The 17855-nt window shown below is 67.4% G+C and carries 16 protein-coding genes; all 16 read right to left on the minus strand.

The genetic code is table 11. The annotated features are described in order from the left end of the window. Positions 1–9: 9 nt before the first annotated feature. A complete protein-coding gene (gene flaF / locus ACYVL5_RS01240; RefSeq protein ID WP_460593726.1) occupies positions 10–399 on the minus strand; it encodes a flagellar biosynthesis regulator FlaF in 390 nt (129 codons plus the stop codon). Further along, positions 389–778 (minus strand): flagellar biosynthesis repressor FlbT, encoded by a 390-nt coding sequence (locus tag ACYVL5_RS01245; RefSeq protein WP_460593727.1) that lies wholly within the window; start codon positions 776–778, stop codon positions 389–391. The genes flaF and ACYVL5_RS01245 overlap by 11 nt, the downstream gene beginning before the upstream one ends. Positions 779–783: 5 nt before the next feature. Then, on the minus strand, positions 784–1521 hold the full coding sequence (locus ACYVL5_RS01250) for a hypothetical protein (RefSeq protein WP_460593728.1): 738 nt from the start codon (positions 1519–1521) through the stop codon (positions 784–786). A 73-nt stretch (positions 1522–1594) separates the two neighbouring features. Further along, complete coding sequence (locus tag ACYVL5_RS01255; protein ID WP_250677709.1) at positions 1595–2413, minus strand: flagellin N-terminal helical domain-containing protein; 819 nt, start codon at positions 2411–2413, stop codon at positions 1595–1597. A 191-nt stretch (positions 2414–2604) separates the two neighbouring features. Beyond that, entirely contained in the window at positions 2605–5601 is a 2997-nt protein-coding gene (locus ACYVL5_RS01260) for a tetratricopeptide repeat protein (protein ID WP_460593729.1), read from the minus strand. Next, a complete protein-coding gene (locus ACYVL5_RS01265) occupies positions 5589–10019 on the minus strand; it encodes a tetratricopeptide repeat protein (protein ID WP_460593730.1) in 4431 nt (1476 codons plus the stop codon). Before ACYVL5_RS01265 ends, ACYVL5_RS01260 begins: the two co-directional genes overlap by 13 nt. Next, entirely contained in the window at positions 10012–11061 is a 1050-nt protein-coding gene (locus tag ACYVL5_RS01270; protein WP_460593731.1) for a glycosyltransferase, read from the minus strand. Before ACYVL5_RS01270 ends, ACYVL5_RS01265 begins: the two co-directional genes overlap by 8 nt. Positions 11062–11241: 180 nt before the next feature. After that, positions 11242–12003 (minus strand): OmpA family protein, encoded by a 762-nt coding sequence (locus ACYVL5_RS01275; protein WP_460593732.1) that lies wholly within the window; start codon positions 12001–12003, stop codon positions 11242–11244. After that, the gene (locus ACYVL5_RS01280) at positions 12004–12768 is read right to left on the minus strand and encodes a flagellar motor protein (RefSeq protein ID WP_460593733.1); all 765 of its coding nucleotides are present in this window, start codon (positions 12766–12768) and stop codon (positions 12004–12006) included. 19 nt (positions 12769–12787) lie between these two features. Beyond that, on the minus strand, positions 12788–13042 hold the full coding sequence (locus ACYVL5_RS01285) for a flagellar FlbD family protein (RefSeq protein ID WP_460593734.1): 255 nt from the start codon (positions 13040–13042) through the stop codon (positions 12788–12790). Between the two features lie 165 nt (positions 13043–13207). Continuing rightward, positions 13208–14128, minus strand: coding sequence for a flagellin N-terminal helical domain-containing protein (locus ACYVL5_RS01290; RefSeq protein ID WP_460593735.1), 921 nt, complete (start codon positions 14126–14128; stop codon positions 13208–13210). A gap of 17 nt (positions 14129–14145) precedes the next feature. Next, on the minus strand, positions 14146–15594 hold the full coding sequence (gene flgK / locus ACYVL5_RS01295; protein WP_460593736.1) for a flagellar hook-associated protein FlgK: 1449 nt from the start codon (positions 15592–15594) through the stop codon (positions 14146–14148). Beyond that, a complete protein-coding gene (locus ACYVL5_RS01300) occupies positions 15595–16092 on the minus strand; it encodes a flagellar protein FlgN (protein ID WP_460593737.1) in 498 nt (165 codons plus the stop codon). It lies immediately after the preceding gene. 12 nt (positions 16093–16104) lie between these two features. Beyond that, on the minus strand, positions 16105–16407 hold the full coding sequence (gene flgM, locus ACYVL5_RS01305) for a flagellar biosynthesis anti-sigma factor FlgM (protein ID WP_460593738.1): 303 nt from the start codon (positions 16405–16407) through the stop codon (positions 16105–16107). Further along, positions 16394–16738, minus strand: a complete 345-nt coding sequence (locus tag ACYVL5_RS01310) for a rod-binding protein (protein WP_460593739.1) — start codon at positions 16736–16738, stop codon at positions 16394–16396. The genes flgM and ACYVL5_RS01310 overlap by 14 nt, the downstream gene beginning before the upstream one ends. A gap of 12 nt (positions 16739–16750) precedes the next feature. Continuing rightward, positions 16751–17806: a flagellar basal body P-ring protein FlgI gene (locus ACYVL5_RS01315; RefSeq protein WP_460593876.1), complete on the minus strand. Its 1056-nt coding sequence runs from the start codon at positions 17804–17806 to the stop codon at positions 16751–16753. Positions 17807–17855 lie beyond the last annotated feature (49 nt).

Raw genomic sequence — 17855 nt, forward strand, 5'->3', positions numbered from 1 at the left:
TACGTCGGATCAGAGTTCGGGCTCGGTATTGGTCCTGAGGCCGGCGGCGATGTTGAAGTTGATGTCGATCACGATGGAGAGCTTGGCCGGGTCGGGATAGGCCATGACCTCGAACAGCCTCTTGTCCAGGAACAGGCTCAGGTTGAGGATGTCCTCCCTGAGCTTCTTCGGCATCGGGTTGCTCGGCTCGGAGAGCTCGGCCTGGAAGAAGCTCCATACCCGCTGGTTGTACTTGATGGCGTCCAAAAGCTTGGTCTCCCGGTCGGGGGCGTCCCAGTTTTCCTGGCAGGACTTCAGCATGAGCCCCGCCTTGGTCAACACGGACGCCTCCAGCTCGCGCCCCGACATGCTCTCCTTCTGAATTCCCACGTACTCTCTAATCGCGCTGTTAGTTTGCATTTTTAAGTAGCTCCTCTTCGTACTCGATGAGATTCCTCGCAGCCTTCAGGGCCTGGTAGTAGTTGCCGGCCTCTATCCGTTCACTGATCTGTTCGAGGTGGCTGGCGGTGCTGGGGGCAGCCTGCAGGATGTCCCGGGCCAGCTCCAGATAGGCGGTTCGGTACTGCGGCACGTTGGCCTCATCGATGTACATGAGCTGGATGGTGAAGTAGACCCGTTTGCAGGGGGTATTGGCGTCCTTCTCCCCCAGGATGTCCTTCTCACGGAGGATCGGCACGGTGTTCTCGATGAAAAGAACCGTCCCCTTGCCACCGTTTCTCACCACCGCCCCACCGACAATCAGCCGCTCGTTGCCTTTCAAGGTAATTTTTAGCGACATATCAGTTAGCCCAACCCTTTCAGGAATTGGAGGTGATCGTTAACCGTCACCCCCTGGGCAACTGAGGATGCAAATTGCCGGCCAACTTCCGCGCTGAGCTGCCAGGCGGAGGAATCGGCCAGCGGAGCCGCCGAAACTCCGGCGCTGGCGCCGGAAGGCCCTGAAAACAACGATGTGGAGCCGCCAGTCCCTGCCAGCGAGGCGGTTCCCGCCGCCAGCGAGCTCTGGAAATCCCCCACCGCGGCCGACGCCGCGTCAAGTTTGGCGATGTGGTCATTAATTTGACTGTCGGTGGCGCCGGCCGGAAGGGTATCCGGAACGAGCGGCACCTTGTGGGCCTGGACCACGTCGGGGGGAGGGGGGAAGGTCAGCTCATCGATCTCCTTGCGGAGGGCGGAATAGCTCATCAGGAGCTTCATCCGCTCCTTGTCCTCGGGAGCGAAGGGAGGGAAATTCTTGACGATGGTCTGCAGGGGGGCCTTGGCGGAGTCAAGCTTTTGGCGAAGGGAGGCCGCCGCGCGATGGCTATTCCGGATCGCGTCCGCGAGGCCATTCTGCTGGTCGTTCTTGTCCTGCAACTGCTGCAAGGTGGCCCCGAGTCGTCCCGTAAGCTGCACCTGGTCGCCAGTGGTGGTGGGAGGGGTCCCGGTGTCGCGGGGGGATTCCTGCGGAACGGGGAGGCTGTCGGCCTGCCCGGGCGGTTGAGGGGCCACGCTCTCGCTCTGTATCGTGGCGACGGACATGGTTTACCTCCTCTCAGAGGTAATGCGGGACGGGGAGTCCGCTCCCCGCCCCGACGGTTGGTGCGTGAGGATCCTAGAAGAGTCTCAGGACCGCCTGTGCCGCCTGCGACGACATCGAGAGCGAGGTGGTGCCCAGGCTCTGACGGGTCTGCAGCATCAGCATGTTGGCCCCTTCCTGGTTCATATCGGCCAGCGTCAGGTTGTCGGCACCGGTCTGCAGCGTGTTGATCATGCTGTCGGTGAAGTTCTGACGGGTGGTGATGATGTTCAGGTTGGCGGCCAGGGTCTGAGTGTTGGTCCTCAGGGTGGTGATGGCCGAATCCATCTTCGCGGAGTCGGAGGTGATGTCGGAAGTGGTCTGCCAGTTGTTGCTGGCGCCGGTAAGGCTCAGGCCGGTGGCATTGGCCTGGAAGCCGATCACCTTGAGCGAGGAGGAGGCGGTCTCGTTGAAGTTGACGGTCAGGGTATTGACCGAGCTCAGGAGGTTCAACCCCTGGTAGCCGGAGTCGGAGGAGAGGTTGTCGATCTGGCTGCGGATGGTGTCGTACTGGGCGGCCAGCTTGGACTGCACGTTGGTATCGGAGGTGGAGAGGGCGGAGGTGGCGATACCTTTGGCGGCCTGGATCAGGCCGGTGATGGCGGTGATGCCGGCGTTGGCGGCGCTCACGGTCTGGACGGCTTCGGAGAGCCCGTCTTTACGGTCGGCGAGATCGCCGGCGCGCTGGTTGGCGTTCTGGGCCGCGAAGTAGTTGGTCGGGTTGTCCAGTGCGCTGTTGACGTTCTTGCCCGAGGAGAGCCTCTGCTGGGTCCGGTTCAGAAGTTGACTGGTCTGCTGGAGGTTGAGAAGGTTGGTCCTCATGCCTGCGGTGAGAGAGATGTCGCTGACTGCCATGGTCGTTCTCCTTTCTGGATGTTCCGGCCTTCTATGCCGGTGGTTTCTGCGGTTGTATCGACGCGGGCGCACGAAAAAACGCCCACGAGTGATCCCCTCCATTCTGGAGGGACTTTCAGCTCTTGGGCGTTATATCGGCTTGAGGGGGCGGTAACTTTAATTATAAATGGGACGGCAGAATTATAATTAATTCATTCGGCAGCCTGCCCCCCGGAGCCGGCAAAGGGGGCGGAGGCGGCGGCCGCCAGCCCGCTGCGGACGCGGGTGAGGACCCCCCTCCAGTCGCGGGGGCGAGTCTGCCGGAAGATGCGCATGGAGGGGTACCAGGGGGAGCGGTCCGAGGCGGGGAGCCAGCGCCAGTCGCAGGCGTAGGGGAGGAGGAGCCAGATCGGCTTTCCCATCCCGCCGGCTAAGTGGGCGGAGGCTGTATCGACCGAGATGACGAGGTCGAGGCGGGCGATGAGGGCGGCGGTCGCCCCGAAGTCGGTCAGCTCGCCGGAGAGGTCCTCGGCCGGGAGGAGCTCCCGGTCCGGCCGCTCGCCGATCTGCAGGGAGAAGAAGTCGACCCCCTCGACTCCCGCCAGCATGGCGAGCTCCGGGAAGGGGCAGGCGCGGTTGCGGGGAAGCGCCCCCCCCCGCCAGACGAGCCCCACCTTGAGGCCCCCTTTCCCGGCGACCTTTCCGGCCAGCTCCGCCACCCGGACCGGGTCGGCGGCGAGGTACGGGTTGGCGGGGACGGTCGCCATGGTGGTGCCAAAGACGGCGGGAAGGCTCAAAAGCGGGACCGCCTGGTCGAAGGGGGGGAGCTCCTCCCCGCGGGCGTAGACCGCCGAGACTCCGGAGACCTGGGCCAGGAGGGGCTTCAGGGAGGGGAACTGGCAGCGCAGGAGCACGTTGACGCCCCGGGCGGCTACCAGCGGGACGTAGCGGACGAACTGGATCGTGTCCCCCAGCCCCTGCTCGCAGTCGATCAGGATGGTGCGGCCGGGACGCAGGGCGGCCTCGAACTCCGCCGGGGAGGGGGATGGGCCGGGAGCCGCGGGGGAGGTGACCCGGCGCCACTCGTACTCGCGCCAGCCGTTTGAAAAATCCCCCAGGCTCAGAAGGCTCAGGGCGAAGTTCCAGTGCAGCTCCGCGTTACCGGGCTCCCACTTCAGGGCCTCCCGGTAGACCGCCACCGCGGCCTCCGGCTGGCGGAGATCCTGCCAGGCGGTCCCCAGGTTGATGCGGGGCTCCAGCGCGGCGGGCGCCAGGGCGATGGCCCGGCGGTAGAGGTCCACCGCCTCCTCGGCCCGCTCCAGCACCTGGAGGCAGGCGCCGAGGTTCGTGTAGGCGGGAAGGTAATCGGGGCGAAGGGCGAGGGCCCGGCGGAAAAGGGGCTCGGCCTCCTCGTACTCGCCGCGGGAGACCAGCAGGGTCCCCAGGTTGTTGCAGGCGTCGGCGAGTTCGGGGTTGAGGCGCAGGGCGGTCCGGTAGCTCTCCTCGGCCTCCCCGGGCCGCTTGGCGTCCTGGAGGGCCAGTCCGAGGTTGTTGTGGACCTCGGCCGCCCGGGGGAGACGGTCCAGGAGCCGGCGGTAGGCGGCCATCGCCTCGTCGAGGCGCCCCGCCCCCCGCAGGGCGTTGGCTTCCCGGAAGAGCCGGTTGAGGTCGGCCGGCTCCGGCACGAGATCGCTCACCAGGGAGGCGATCACCGGCTCCCAGTCGCCGAGAGTGCTTTGACGGTAGAGCCGCATCCCCGGGTACCAGGGGGAATCGTTGCGTTCGACGAGCCAGCGCCAGTCGCCGGAGAAGGGGAGGAGGAGGCAGACCGGTTTCCCCAGGGCGCCGGCCAGGTGGGCCACCGCGGTATCGACGGTCACCACCAGGTCGAGGTTGGCGAGCGCGGCGGCGGTCTCGGCGAAATCGGTCAGCGCCGGCGCGAGGTCGGTGACCCGGCCGCCCCAGGGGACGGTGGCGAGCTCCTGGGAGGCGCTCCCCACCTGGAGGCTGTAGAGCCGGACCCCGGGAAGCCCGGCCAGGGGCGCCAGCGCGGCGAGGGGAAGCGACCGGTAGCGGTCGTTGAGAAAGGTGGCGCTCCCCGCCCAGACGAGCCCGACGGCGGGGCCCCCCTTGCCGATCCGCTCTCCCCAGACCTTTGCCCGCGCCGGATCCGCCGCGAGGTAGGGGATGGCGGCGGGGAGGCAGTCGAGGGTGATGCCGAGGAGGTGGGGTAGGCTCATGAGGTAGGCGAAGCAGTCGAACTGCGGAGGCGTCCCCCCGGTCGGGAAGCAGGTGATGGCCGGCTTTTGCGAGGCGATGAGGGGGAGGAGCTGGGGGGGGCACTCGAGCACCACCCGCTCCCCGCGGCTTGCCAGCAGCTGGACGAGCCGGAAGAACTGCAACAGGTCGCCCAATCCCTGCTCGCTGCGGATGAGGAGGGTGCGCCTCGCAAGCGGGCTCCCGTCCCAGAGCGGCCGTCCCGCCGCGGTAGGGGTGTAGCCGGCGGCGGGGTTATTCAGGCGCCACTCGTACTCGCGCCAGCCGTCCCGGTAGTCGCCGAGGGTGAGCAGGGCGAGGGAGAGGTTCCAATGGGCGTCCACGCTGGAGGGATCCAGCGCCAGGGCGCGCCGTTCGGCCTCGATCGCCTCCCGGAAGCGGTTGAGCTTGAGCAGGGAGCCCCCCAGGTTGATCCAGCCGGAGAGGTGGCCCGGAAGGAGGGAGAGCAGGGTGCGGTAGCTTTCCACCGCCTCCTCCCATCTCCCGAGGAAGCGGAGGAGGTTGCCGAGGTTGTAGTGGGCGTCGGTGCAGGCGGGGTCGATGGCCAGGGCCCGGCGGAAGCTCGCCATCGCCTCGTCGGGCTCGCCGAGGCTTCGCAAGGAGTTGCCGAGGTTGGCGTGGGCGTCGCCGTAGTCGGGGCGAAGGGTGAGCGCCCGGCGAAAGCTCGCCGCCGCCTCGGCGTGGCGGCCGAGGTCCTCGAGGATGACGCCGAGGTTGTTGTGGAGCTCGGGGACCGACGGCTGCAGCTCGGCCGCCCGCGACAGGAAGCCTAAGGCGGCCTCCGGCCGGCCGAGCTGGCGGGCCAGAGTGCCGGCCAGCGTCAAAAGGTCGACACGGTCGGGGTGGGCGGCCAAGAGCTGCGAGCAGAGCTCGGCGGCGCGGGCGGGGTCGTTGGCGTCCAGGGCGCGTTGCAGTTCGGCTAAGAGGTCCATGGCGACCTCGCTGTCGGACCGGCTGTCAGGCGCCGGAGCTCGGCGGCCACCCGTGCCAGCACCTCGTCCCAGTCTCCCCGGCGCCGCTGCCTGAAGAGCCGTGCGGTCGGGTACCAGGGCGAGTCCTCCCGCTCCATGAGCCAGCGCCAGTCGTTGCCGGTCGGCAAGAGCACCCAGACCGGTTTCGCCAGCGCCCCGGCGAGATGGGCCACCGCGGTGTCCACCGCGATCACCAGGTCGAGGCCGGCCATGATGGCGGCGGTGTCCGCGAAGTCCCGGATGGAGCAGCCGAGGTCCACCACCTCGAGCCCCGCCGGGGGCGAGGCGGCCTGCTCCGCCCCTTCCCCCACCTGCAGCGAGTAGAAACGGGCCCCGGTGACCCCGGCCAGGGGGGCGAAGCGCTCCAGCGCCAGCGACCGCTTGCCGTCATCCTTGTAGCTCTTCCGCCCCGCCCACACCAGCCCGACCCGCAAGCCGTCTGCCGACAGGCGCTCCCGCCACCTCTCAACCAGCTGCGGGTCGGCGGCCACGTAGGGGACAGAGGCGGGCACGGTGGAGAGCGTGGTCCCGCAGAGATACGGCAGGCTCATCACCGGCGCATGGACGTCGAAGGGGGGAAGCTCCTCCCCGCGCGCCACCACCCGCGAGACCCCGGGAACGGTGGCCACCACCGCCTTGATGGCGGCGGACTGGCATTCCACCACCACCTCCCCTCCGCGGCGGGCCACCAAGGCCGCATAGCGGATGAACTGGACGGTGTCGCCGAACCCCTGCTCGCAGTGGAGGAGGATCACCTTGCCGTCCAGCGGGCTCCCATCCCAACGGGGCCGGGGATACTCGCGCCGCGGGATCGGATCGACCTTCTCGAAGCGCCACTCGTACCCCCGCCACCCCTCCCGGTACTCCCCCAACAAAAGCTGCACGAGGGCGAGGTTCCAGTGGGCGTCCGCATAGCCGGGGTCGATCTCCAAAACCCTCCGGTAACACTCCACCGAGCGCTCCGGCTGGTCCAGCGCCTTCCAGGCGGAACCGAGGTTGTTGAGGGCGTGCAGGTAGTCGGGATCGAGGGCCAGCGCGGTCTGGTAGCACTCCACCGCCTCCTCCAGCCGGTAGCGGACCTGGAGGGCGATCCCCAGCGCGTTCCAGGAGGGGAGGTAGCGGGGGTCCAGCGAGAGGACCTGGCGGAAACAGGCCTCGGCGGCGTCGAGCTCTCCCCGGCCATGGTACAGCTCGCCGAGGTTGTGCCGCGCCTCCAGGTACTCCGGCCTGGTCGACAGCGCGGCCTGGTAGGCCTCCTTCGCCTCGTCCCACTTCCCCTGGTCCTGCAGGGCGAGGGCCAGGTTGTGCCATCCCTGCGCAAGCCCCGGCTCCAGGGCCAGGGCACGCCGGTAACTCTCCTCCGCCTCGGCTCCCCGTCCCAGCGACCTGAGGCTGTTCCCCCGGTTGTAGTGGGCCGCCATGAAGGAGGGGGCCAGGGTCACCGCCCTCGCGTAGCAGTCGATCGCCTCGTCGTGGGCCCCTCCACCGGCCAGCGCGCAGCCGAGGTTGTTGAGGAGCTCGGCGTCGTCGGGATGGGCCGCGAGCGCGAGCCGCAGCTCGGGGACCGCCTCGGCGAAACGCCCCTGCTGGCTGAGGACGAGCCCCCGCTCCCGGTGGTCGACGGAATAAGGGGGAGAGGGGGGCGTCACCAGCCCGGCCAGCGCCTGCCTCACCCGCGCCAGCACGCCGTCCCAGTCGCCGGGACGCTGCTGGCGGAAGAGCCGCATGGTCGGATACCAGGGGGAATCCTCGCGCTCCGCCATCCACCGCCAGTCCGGGATGAAGGGGATGAGCACCCAGACCGGAAGCCCGAGCCCCCCGCAGAGATGGGCCACCGAGGTGTCGACGGTGATCACCAGGTCGAGCCGGGAGGCGAGCGCCGCGGTATCCGAGAAGTCGGCGATGGCGGCGGAAAGGCCCACCAGCGCTAGCGGCGACTCCTGTTCCCGCCGGGTCGCCTCCTCGCTCACCTGCAGCGAATAGAAGGTCACCCCGGAAAGCCCCGTTAGCGCGGCGAGCTTTTCCAGCGGCAGGGAGCGGTTAGCGTCGTTGGCGTGCTGCGGGTTGCCGCACCAGGCGACCCCGACCCGCAGGCTCCCGTCGCACGGGATCGCCGCGGCGGCCCGCTCAAGGGTGCCGGGATCGACCGAAAGATAGGGGACCTCGGCGGGGACCGTGGAGAGCCGGGTGCCGAAGAGGACGGGAAGGTCCAGCAGGGAGGCCTGCCGGTCGAAGCCGGGGGGCTCCTCACCCGCCACCACGACGGTGTCGACCCCTGCCACCCGGGAGATGAGGGAGACCAGGGAGGCGGACTGGACCTCCACCACCACCCTTGCACCCAGGCGGGCGACCAGGGGGGCGTAACGGACGAACTGGAGGGTGTCTCCCATCCCCTGCTCCCCCCAAAGGAGGATGGTGCGTCCCTCGAGCGGGGAGCCGTCCCAGCGGGGGTGCGACTGCCAGCGGCGGACGGGGGGGCGCTCGCTCTTGCGGAAGCGCCACTCGCTCTCCCGGAAACCGGTCTCCAAGTCGCCGGTCAAAAGGGCGGTGACCGCCAGGTTCCAGTGCGCGTCCGCGTGGCCGGGGGCGAGCCTCACCACCTCGGCGAAACCGCCCCTCGCCTCGTGGAAGCGCCCGCTCTCCTTGAGGGCGGTGGCCAGGTTGTAGCGGGCCTTGATCAGGGAGGGGTCGAGCTCCACGGCGCGCCGGTAGGAGGCCGCCGCCCCTTCCAGATCTCCCAGCATCTGTCGCATGATCCCGAGCGCCTCGTGGACGACCGGGAGGTCCCCCCCGCTAGCGATCGCCTCCTCCAGGCTCCCGGCCGCCTCGGCCACCCGCCCCATGAGCTGCAGGGAGGCGGAGAGGGCGTAGTGGGGCTCCCACCTCCCCGGAAGGAATTGGGAGGCCTTGGTGAAGCGGAGGGTGGCCTCGGGATGACGCGCCCGGGCGGCCAGGTAGACGCCGCAGCGGTAGTGCCGCCAACCGTCGAAGGGAGCCGCGGCCACCGCGCTCTCCAAAAGCCGCCCCCCCTCTTCGTCGAGCCTCCCGGCCAGCCGCTCCACCACCGGCGCCCAGTCCCCCTGCCGCTTCTGGCGGAAGATCGTCATGGTGGGGTACCAGGGGGAATCCTCGCGGTCCAGCAGCCAGCGGTAGTCCCCCCCCTTGGGAAGCATCAGCCAGACCGGTTTTCCCAGGGCCCCGGCCAGGTGGGCCACCGCGGTGTCCACCGAGATGACCAGGTCGAGGTGGGCGATGAGGGCGGCGGTATCCCCGAAGTCGGCGATGAGCGGGGTCAGGTCGGTGAGCTCCGGCCCGGCGGTCAAGGGAGCTCCCCCCACCTGCAGCGAGTAGAGGTTCACCCCGGGGATCTCTCCCAGGGGGGCGAGCTCATCCGGCGAGCAGGAGCGGAAGGGATCGGGCTGCGGCTTCCCCGCCCAGACGAGCCCCACCCTGAGGCCGTCGTGGATCTCCAGGCGCCCCCGCCACTGGGCCACCTTGGCTGGATCGGCGGCGAGGTACGGCACCCGGGCCGGGACCGTGTCGAGGGTGGTGCCGAAGAGCTGCGGAAGGGAGAGGAGCGGGACCTGCAGGTCGAAGGGGGGAAGTGGCTCACCCATCACGCGGACCTCGGCCACCCCCGGCATGGTTTCGAGCAGGGGGCGTAGCGACTCCGCCTGGACCTCGGCGATCACCGTCCCCCCCAGGGACGCGACCAGCGGGAGGTACCTGGCGAACTGGATGGTGTCCCCGAACCCCTGTTCGGCGTGGACCAGGATGCGGCGGCCGCCAAGCGGCGAGCCGTCCCAGGCCGGTTCCCTGAATAGGCGCCGGGGGGAGGTGAAGGATTCCTTTTCCCAGCGCCACCGGTACTCGCGCCACCCCTCCTCGAAGCGGCCGCTGATGAGCAGGGCGAGCGCCAGGTTCCAATGGGCTTCGGCGCTCCCGGGGTCGCGGAGGAGTGCCTCGCGGAAGCAGGCGATGGCCCGTTCGGCGTCGCCGTCGCGCTGCAGGGAGGCCCCCAGCCCGAGTCGCGCCTGCTGGCAGTCGGGAGCCTGGGCGAGCGCGCGGGTGAAACAGGCGGCGGCCTCCGGGAAGCGCCCGAGCCTGAAGAGGGAGTTTCCCATGTTGTTGAGGGCGAGCGGCTCCTCACCCCGCTCGGCGAGGACCTCGCGGTAGTGGAGGAGCGCCTCCTCGTGCCTCCCTTCGCCGGCCAGGATGGCTCCCAGGTTGATGCGGGCGTTGGCGGCAAGCGGCCCGGGCTGCCCGGCCAACAGCCGGTAGATCTCGGCCGCCTCGGCGCACCTCCCCTCGCGGTGGAGGGCGAGGGCGCGGGCAAACAGGTCGCCGGGGTTGCCGGCTGTCCCGGGAAGGTTAGGCACCGCGCTTACCTGCGAACTCGGCGCGGGCGGCCAGCTTGGTGGCGAGGAAATGGAACTGGCGGGCGGCGGAGGCCCAGCTCAAGGAAGTCATCGCCTCGGCGGCCCGGGCCCCCATGGCGGCCAGCTCATCGCGGCGCCGGTAGACCTCCTCGAGCCGTTCGATCACCTCCTCGAGAGACGGCTCCTCCCAGACGGCGGTGACCGGGCCGCTGCCGACCACCATCGGGCGGTAGCGGGTCAAGGGGTAGGCGATGTCGGGGTTGATGACGTCGGCATGGCCGCTCGTGGTGGAGGCGATCACGCTCCGGCCGCAGGCCATGTACTCGCACATCACCATGTTGTTCCCCCCCTCGCAGCGGTTGGGGAAGAGCCCCACGTGGGTCTGGGCGAAGATGGCGCGCATGGCCGCGTTGTCCACCAGGGGGTGGGCGTAGATGCGGGTGGGATCGAGTCCGTTCAAGAGGATGGTCCGCTCGGGGAGGGTCAGGAAGTCCTCCTCGTCGTGGCGGTAGGTGATGAAGGGGGAGGAGCCCATGGTGGCGAGCGAGAAGGGCCACTGGTTGGTCCAGCTGCAGGAGAGCCAGGCGTCGCGGTGGCGCTCCATGAAGACCTTCATGGCGGCGATGACGATGTCCTGCCCCTTGCGGAGCTCGAACTTCCCTCCCGAGAAGACCACGAAGCGGTCGTCGGGGGGGAGCGGAAGCGGGAAGAAGTTGGCGGGATCGATCCCCTGGAGGATGGTGCAGGTCTCCTTGACCCCGCCGATCCGCAGGTGGTACTCGCACCACTTGGAGCCGGCCACGATGAAGTCCCAGCGGCGGGCCGCCTCGCGGGTGAAGTTGAGGATCTCGATGTTGTCTTCGAAGAAGCAGTAGCCGATGTTGATGGCGTTCCATTCTTCCGGGCGGTGGGGGGCGAGGCTGCGGGTCATGCAGTGGAGGGTGACCCCTTCCACGGGGGGAAGTTTGGCGATCTCGGCCTCGAGATAGCGGCCGGCGATCCCCCAGCCGTGCGTGGAGCCGCTGGGCATCGATACCTTCATGGTGGTTCCTTTTCATTGGAGTTGGGAGTTGACACCAAAGGTGAGCAACTACCGTACCAGCGCAGAGGGGGGAGCTAAGGTGGCGTTTTTGGAGGGGGTTTGACCAAAAGGGCGGGGGCGGGTCAATTGTTTGACAGCAAGGGGTCAGGATGACGGCGCGGCGCTGTCGGACCAGTCGGACTACGGCTCGTTGCGCTGGCCTTGGTCGGAGAGGAGGACGATGTCCACCCGGCGGTTCTTCTGGCGCCCCTCGTCGGTGTCGTTGTCGGCCACCGGGCGGTACTCGCCGTAGCCGGCCGCCGAGATGCTGGCGGGGTCGAAGTCGCCGTTGCGGATGAGGTACTGCAGCACCGAGGTGGCCCGGGAGGTGGAGAGCTCCCAGTTGGACGGGAAGGCGCGGGAGCTGATCGGCTGGTTGTCGGTGTGCCCCTCGACCCGGATGGAGTTGGAATAGCTGGAGAGCGAGCTGATCACGTCGTTTAGGAGCGTGTACGAGGAGGGCCTCAGGGTCGCGCTCCCCGAATCGAAGAAGCCGGCCTCCTTGAGGCTCACCACCAGGCCGCGCTGGGTGATGGAGACGGTCACCTTCCCCATCGCCCCCGCCTTCATCAGGTACGCCTCGATGGAGGCCTTGGTGTTCTTGAAATCCTGCTCGCCGCCGCGGCTCTTCCCGTGGCGCGGAAGCTGGGAGATCTTGTGCATGGAGGGGATGACACTGATGGTGCCGGACTCGATGACCGCCGGCTTGGAGGCGGGGGAGCTCGTGCTGTACCCGAAGGATTCCCGCAACGACTGCATCACCTCCTCCACCTTCTTCTTGTCGCTCTGGCTCATGGCGTAGAGGGTCACGAAGACGGCGAAGAGCAGCGTGATGAAGTCCGCGTAGGAGACCAGCCACCGCTCGTGGTTGGGCTCCTTTTCGTGCTCTTTCTTTCTGGCCATCTATTTCCCCTTCTTCTCGCCGCCCTCGTGCATGTAGGCCCTGAGTTTCTGCTCGATGAAGTGGGGGTTCTCGCCGTTTTGGATGGCGATCAGCCCCTCGATCACCATCTCCTTCTGGAGCAGCTCCTCTTTCAGGCGGTGCTTCAGCTTGGTGCCGAAGGGGATGCAGATGATGTTGGCGGTCATCAGACCGTAGATGGTGGCCACGAAGGCGACCGCGATGCCCCCCCCGAGCTTGGAGGCGTCGGAGAGGTTGCTCATGACGTGGATCAGGCCGAGCACGGCGCCGATGATGCCGATGGTGGGGGCGAAGCCGCCGGCCGATTCGAAGACCTCGGCGCTCCCCTTGCCGTGGGCCTCGAAGGAGGAGAGCTCGATCTCCATGGTCTCCCTGAGCTTCTGGGGGTCGATGCCGTCCACCACCAGCGAGATCCCCTTCTTGGTGAAGGAGTCCTTCACCGTCTGGGCCTCCTGCTCAAGGGAAATGAGGCCGTTTCTGCGCGCCTTGGCCGCATAGTTGATGATGTTCTTGATGACCGCCTCGGGATCGTCCTTGGGGGGGAGAAAGACCTTCTTCAGGTCCTTGACCGCCGTCATCAGGGTAGCCATCGGGAAACTGACGCAGGTAGCCGCACAGGTACCACCGAGCACGATGATCGCCGCGGTGGGCTGAATGAGGGCCCCCATGTGCAGCCCCTCGAGGGCAGCGCCGCCGAAAACGGCGCCAAACCCCATCAGAATTCCTATGATACTTGCGATATCCATAACGGCCTGGGGTTACTGGTTAGATCCCGCACTGGGGATGAAAATTGTCGGCACTGCTCCTGCGGAGGTAACGCCTCCCACCTGCCATCCCCTGCCTCAAGAGCTTGGCCTTGAAGCTCACCATCCGCCCGATGATCACCCGGGCCGGCTCCAGCACCAGGTAACGGTTGCCGTTGGAAAGGGTGATGTGGGTGTCGGGGGTCTCGGTGATGAACTCGATGAGATCGCAGTTGAGGTACATCTCGCTGCCGTCCCGGGTGGTTACCTTGATCATACCGTCACCTTTCGAGGGAGTTTATCGGTGGAGCGGCCGTGACCGCTACTTACATTTTCGGCCGCTGCCGGAAAACCTTTAGCGCTATCCGGGGCGCTGCAAAAAAAAGGCCGGACGGAACATTCCCTGTCCGTCCGGCTCTTCCTGCGTGCGCCCGCGCCCCTTCTACTGCATGTAGTCGAGAAGGGAGAGCTGGGTCAGTTTGGCGGTGGTGGAGAGCGCCGCGTTGAAGGCGGTGGTCTGCTGGCTCAGCTGCACCCCCACCTTGGCCAGGTCCACGTTCTGGAGGTTGCCGTAGGCGTCCTTCAGGGTGTTCTGGTTGTTGGTGATCATGCTCTGCATGTTGGTGAGCCTGGTGAGCCGGCCGGCCACGTCCGAGATGCTCGCGTTGAGCTGGTCGCTCCCCGCCTTCATGTTCTTGATCCCGTCGTTGATGGCGGAGGTGTTGTTGGTTGAGATGGCGGTGATCAGGGCGTCGATCCCCCCGAGGATGTCCACCGGCTGGGTCCCGGCGGTGGCACCCGAACCGACCGCCGCCGGAGGGGTCCCCCCGCGCAGGAGGTTGCCGCCGGAGACCGAGGTGGAGACCTGGCTGCTCGACGAGATCGGGATGTTGAGCGAATCGCTGGTCCCGGTGAAGTTCCCGGCGGCGTCGAACGGCTGGCCGTTCTTGAAACCGCCGAAGACGTACTGGTCGCCGTACTGGGTGTTCCCGAGGTCGATCAGCTGCCCCTTCAACTGGGTGAGGTTACTGACCGCGCCCGCGATGGCGGTGGAGTCGGTGGAGCCCGAGGCGAACTTGCCGGCGATCTGCTTCACCTGGGTCATGATGTCACCCATGGAGTTGAGCGCCGTGCTGGAGACGTTCAAAAGGAGCTGGGCCTTCTGGATGTTGGAGTTGTACTGGTCCCCGCTGGCGATCTGGTTCTGGATGTCGAGGATCTGCCGGGTGGAGAGCGGGTTGTCGCTGGGGCGGTTCACCAGGTTCCCGGAGGAGGCCTCCTCCTGCAGGGCGTCCAGCGTCTGGCGCTGCTGCTGGATGTTGTAGAGGGCGTTCTCGGCGGTCATGTTGGAGGTGATACGCATGTCAGTCTCCTTTGGGCCTAGCGCACCATGTCGAGCACGGTGTCGAGCATGGAGGTCGCCACGTTGATCACCTTGGCGGAGCCTTGGAAGGCCTGCTGGTAGCGGGTCAGGTTGGTCAGCTCCTCGTCCAGCGACACCCCGGCGTTGGACTGCCAGAGGTTGTTCAACTGGTTCAGGAACGACTGCCCCTGGGTGGTGGTGTTCTGGGCGCTCTGGGTATCGACCCCCACCTTGGCCACCAGGGCGTTGTAGTAGCTGCTGAAGGTGGCGTTGCCGGTGGTGAAGGCGACCTGGCTCTTCTGCAGGTTGGCGATGGCGAGGGCGTTGCCGTTGTTGTTCGCGCTGGTCGGGATCGGGTCGGTGGCGGTCGGGAGCCCGGCGGCGATCTTCTGGACGGTCAGCGTCGGATCGATCGCGATGTTGGCCGCGGTGGTCCCGGCGGGGTCGAAGAAGTTGTTGCCGGAGGTCCCGTCCAGGGCGTACCCCGTCTTGTGCTGGGTGTTGACCGTCGAGACCAGCTGGGAGGCCATCTCGTTGAGGCTCGAGAGGTACCCCGGCACGATGGAGTCGCGCACCTGCAACGCGCCCCCGATGGTCCCCTGGCTGTTGCTGGGTCCGCCGACGGTGGCCGAGATGTTGGTGTCGGAGGCCGGAGCGTTGGCCGGGGAAGGGTTCCCTATCCCGGTGATCAGGATGTCGTTCTTCCCGGAGGCGTTGGTGTTGGTGTAGACGGTGGCGTACTTGGTGCTGTTGACCAGCGTATCCCCCCCCGCCAGCGTGACGGTGGCGGTGCCGTCCGAGTTGATGGTGGAGGTGATCCCCGCCGTCTGCGACATCTGCTGGATCAGCTGGTCGCGCTGGTTCAACAGCTCGTTGGCGTTGCCTCCCACCGCGGTGGTGGCGATGATCTGCTGGTTGACCAGGGCGAGGTCCTTGGCGTTGCCGGTAAGGTTGGCGGTCATCCCGACGAGGCTCGTGTCGGCATTTTGCGCCACTCCCGAGAGCGTGGAGCTCACCTGGTGGAAGTCGTCGGTCATCACGTTGGTGGCGGTCATCAGCGCCTGCCGCTCGGCGGTCCCCCCCGGGTTGGTGGAGAGGTCATGCCAGGCCGAGAAGAACTTGGCTACCGCGCTCCCGAGCCCGTCGGTGGAAAGCTCGTTCAAGGAGGGCTGGATCTGCTCGAGGGCGCTCTGGCGGGTCAAGTTTTGCTGGTAGGTCGAGTTGCCGTTCACGATCTGCTGCTGAAGCATACCGTCGTAGGCGCGGCGAACACCCTGGACCTCCACCCCGGAGGCCATCGGGAAGCCGTTACTCCCGGTGGTGATCGGCCCGGTCTGCAGCATCACCTGCTGCCGGGCGTAACCGGTGGTGTTGACGTTGGCGATGTTCTCGCCGGTCACCTCCATGGCGAAGCGCTGGGCGGCCACGCCGGAGGCGGCGATGTCGAATAAGCTGCTGATGCTCATTTAGACCTCCTTGCAGACGAACCGGCTACTGCCGCGCCTGGAGACCAGCGAGCCCCCCATCCCGTAGGTGTCGCCCGGATTGAAGAGCCGGTTGAAGAAGCCGACCGACTGGTTGACGAAGGTGAGGGAATCCTCCAGGAGCCCGCGGTTCAAAGCCAGCGCCCCGCCCAGTTCCCGGGATTCGGCCGCCACCCTCCGCTGGGCCTCCCTGAGGGAAGCCTGCTCCTTCTCGGGAAGCCGGGAGATGATAGGGGTAAGGGTCGCCTCACCGGAAACCCCGAGCTCGGCGGAGAGCGCCACGATCATCCCGCGGCAGCGCTCGGAAAGCCCCGACAGCTTCTCCATGGCTCCCTGGATCTGCTGCTGGTTCTCCTCCAGCCTGGCCAGGTCCAGCGCCACCAGGCAGGACTGCTCCACCTGCAAAAGCCTCTTCAGTTCCCTCATCAGAGACCCCTTTTCGCCAAGGGCCGCAACCAGTTCGGCTATGCTAACTCTCATTCGGCTTCTCCCTTACAGACTTGAGTGCTGTTCGATCATCTTCTGGGCGAGGAGGGCGGGATCGACCCGGTAGCCTCCCCCCTGCATGTTCTGCCGGGCCAGCGCCACCCGGTCCATCCTCATCTCGGGGAGGGCGTCCAGCTCCCGCTTGAGCCGGTCGATCCCGAGCTCCTTCGAGGAGATGCTGACCCGGTCCTGGCTTTTTTGCTGCGGCTGCGGTGCCGCGGCCGGGGTGGACGGGGAGGATGCCCCGTCGGCGGAGGTCGCATCGGTCCGGGTGAGCTGCACCTTGTAGGCTGCGCTATTTATCACCATGACTTCCTCCCGGGGGGACCGGGTGCTGCTGGCGGGTCAGTTCCCGCTCCAGCATGGAGGCGAGCCCCACCCCCCCGCTCTGGGCGGCGGCGTCGGCGTACTGCTGGTCGAGCAGGGAGCGGAAGTTCTCCTCGCCGCGCCCCCCGCCGGTCAGCTTGTCCTCGCCCACCGTCGCGCGCATCGACTTCATCATCATCCCCAGGAACATCGCCTCGAAGCCGCGGGCGGCCTTCCTGATGGCGGCCTGGTCCTTGGCCGCGGCGGGATCCGCCGGGACTTTCGGGGTGCCGGCGGTCAGCGGGACGATCGGTAGCTGCGTGTTGATCTCCATCCTCTCCCCCGCCTACATGACGCTCAGCTCGGCGTTCAAGGCGCCGGCGGCCTTGATGGCCTGCATGATTCCCAAGAGGTCGCGCGGGGTAACCCCCAGCGTGTTGAGGGCGCGGACCACGTCCCCCAGGTTGGCCCCTTCCTTCAGGAGCGAGACGTTGACCTTCTCCTCGGCCACCTTGAGCTCGGTCCTCGGGACGGTGGTGGTGGTGCCGACCTTGGCGAAGGGGGCGGGCTGCGACACCAGGGGGGTCTCCTTGACCACCACGGTCAGGTTCCCATGGGAGACCGCCACCGTCGAGATGCGGACGTTCTCTCCCATCACGATGGTGCCGGTCCGCTCGTTCATCACCACCCGGGCGACCACGTCGGGGTTGACCTCCAGCCGCTCGAGCTGGGCCAGGAAGGAGATCATCGAGCCGCGGTAGGCATCGGGGACCAGGATGTTGACGCTGCCGGGATCGGTCAGGGTGGCGATCTCGGACCGGAAGCGCTCGTTGATGGCGGCGGCCACCCTACTCGCGGTGGTGAAATCGGCCTGGTGGAGGTTCAGCTTCAGGACACTCTTGCCGGCCAAGACGTTGGGGATCTCCCGCTCGATCAGGGCCCCGCCGGGGACCGTGCCGGCGGTCGGGTGGTTCTTCATGGCGCTGGAGGCCTGGCCGCCGTAGGAGAAGGAGTTGGTCAAGACCGCCCCCTGGGCGACCGCGTAGATCTGCCCGTCGCCCCCTTTCAGGGGGGCCATAAGGAGCGTCCCCCCCGCGAGGCTCTTCGCGTCCCCCACCGAGGAGACCAGCACGTCGAGGTGGTTACCCTGCTTGGCGAAGGGGGGGAGATCGGCGGTCACCATGACGGCGGCCACGTTCTTGACGGTGATGTCCCCGCGGTTGACGGTGATCCCCAGCCGCTCCAGGGCCCCCACCAGGGACTGCACCGGGAACTTGGTCTGGTCCGAGTCGCCCGAGCCGTTCAGGCCGACCACCAGGCCGTAGCCGATCAGCTGGTTGTCCCTCACCCCGTCGAAGGCGGCGATGTCCTTGATGCGCGCGGCAAAGGAGAGCTGCGGCATGAGGAGCAGGAGAAAGGCGACGGCCAGGATTTTGACTGCGAGTGCTTTC

Source organism: Geomonas sp. Red276 (assembly GCF_054784495.1).

What these genes read in the sequence shown, in the direction of transcription:
- ACYVL5_RS01270 (WP_460593731.1), bottom strand. Translation starts at nt 11,061, where the DNA reads ATGAAGGTATCGATGCCCAGCGGCTCCACGCACGGCTGGGGGATCGCC.
- ACYVL5_RS01245 (WP_460593727.1), bottom strand. Translation starts at nt 778, where the DNA reads ATGTCGCTAAAAATTACCTTGAAAGGCAACGAGCGGCTGATTGTCGGT.
- ACYVL5_RS01275 (WP_460593732.1), bottom strand. Translation starts at nt 12,003, where the DNA reads ATGGCCAGAAAGAAAGAGCACGAAAAGGAGCCCAACCACGAGCGGTGG.
- ACYVL5_RS01300 (WP_460593737.1), bottom strand. Translation starts at nt 16,092, where the DNA reads ATGAGAGTTAGCATAGCCGAACTGGTTGCGGCCCTTGGCGAAAAGGGG.
- ACYVL5_RS01255 (WP_250677709.1), bottom strand. Translation starts at nt 2,413, where the DNA reads ATGGCAGTCAGCGACATCTCTCTCACCGCAGGCATGAGGACCAACCTT.
- ACYVL5_RS01310 (WP_460593739.1), bottom strand. Translation starts at nt 16,738, where the DNA reads ATGGAGATCAACACGCAGCTACCGATCGTCCCGCTGACCGCCGGCACC.
- flgM (WP_460593738.1), bottom strand. Translation starts at nt 16,407, where the DNA reads ATGGTGATAAATAGCGCAGCCTACAAGGTGCAGCTCACCCGGACCGAT.
- flaF (WP_460593726.1), bottom strand. Translation starts at nt 399, where the DNA reads ATGCAAACTAACAGCGCGATTAGAGAGTACGTGGGAATTCAGAAGGAG.
- ACYVL5_RS01250 (WP_460593728.1), bottom strand. Translation starts at nt 1,521, where the DNA reads ATGTCCGTCGCCACGATACAGAGCGAGAGCGTGGCCCCTCAACCGCCC.
- flgK (WP_460593736.1), bottom strand. Translation starts at nt 15,594, where the DNA reads ATGAGCATCAGCAGCTTATTCGACATCGCCGCCTCCGGCGTGGCCGCC.
- ACYVL5_RS01315 (WP_460593876.1), bottom strand. Translation starts at nt 17,806, where the DNA reads ATGCCGCAGCTCTCCTTTGCCGCGCGCATCAAGGACATCGCCGCCTTC.
- ACYVL5_RS01280 (WP_460593733.1), bottom strand. Translation starts at nt 12,768, where the DNA reads ATGGATATCGCAAGTATCATAGGAATTCTGATGGGGTTTGGCGCCGTT.
- ACYVL5_RS01260 (WP_460593729.1), bottom strand. Translation starts at nt 5,601, where the DNA reads ATGGACCTCTTAGCCGAACTGCAACGCGCCCTGGACGCCAACGACCCC.
- ACYVL5_RS01285 (WP_460593734.1), bottom strand. Translation starts at nt 13,042, where the DNA reads ATGATCAAGGTAACCACCCGGGACGGCAGCGAGATGTACCTCAACTGC.
- ACYVL5_RS01290 (WP_460593735.1), bottom strand. Translation starts at nt 14,128, where the DNA reads ATGCGTATCACCTCCAACATGACCGCCGAGAACGCCCTCTACAACATC.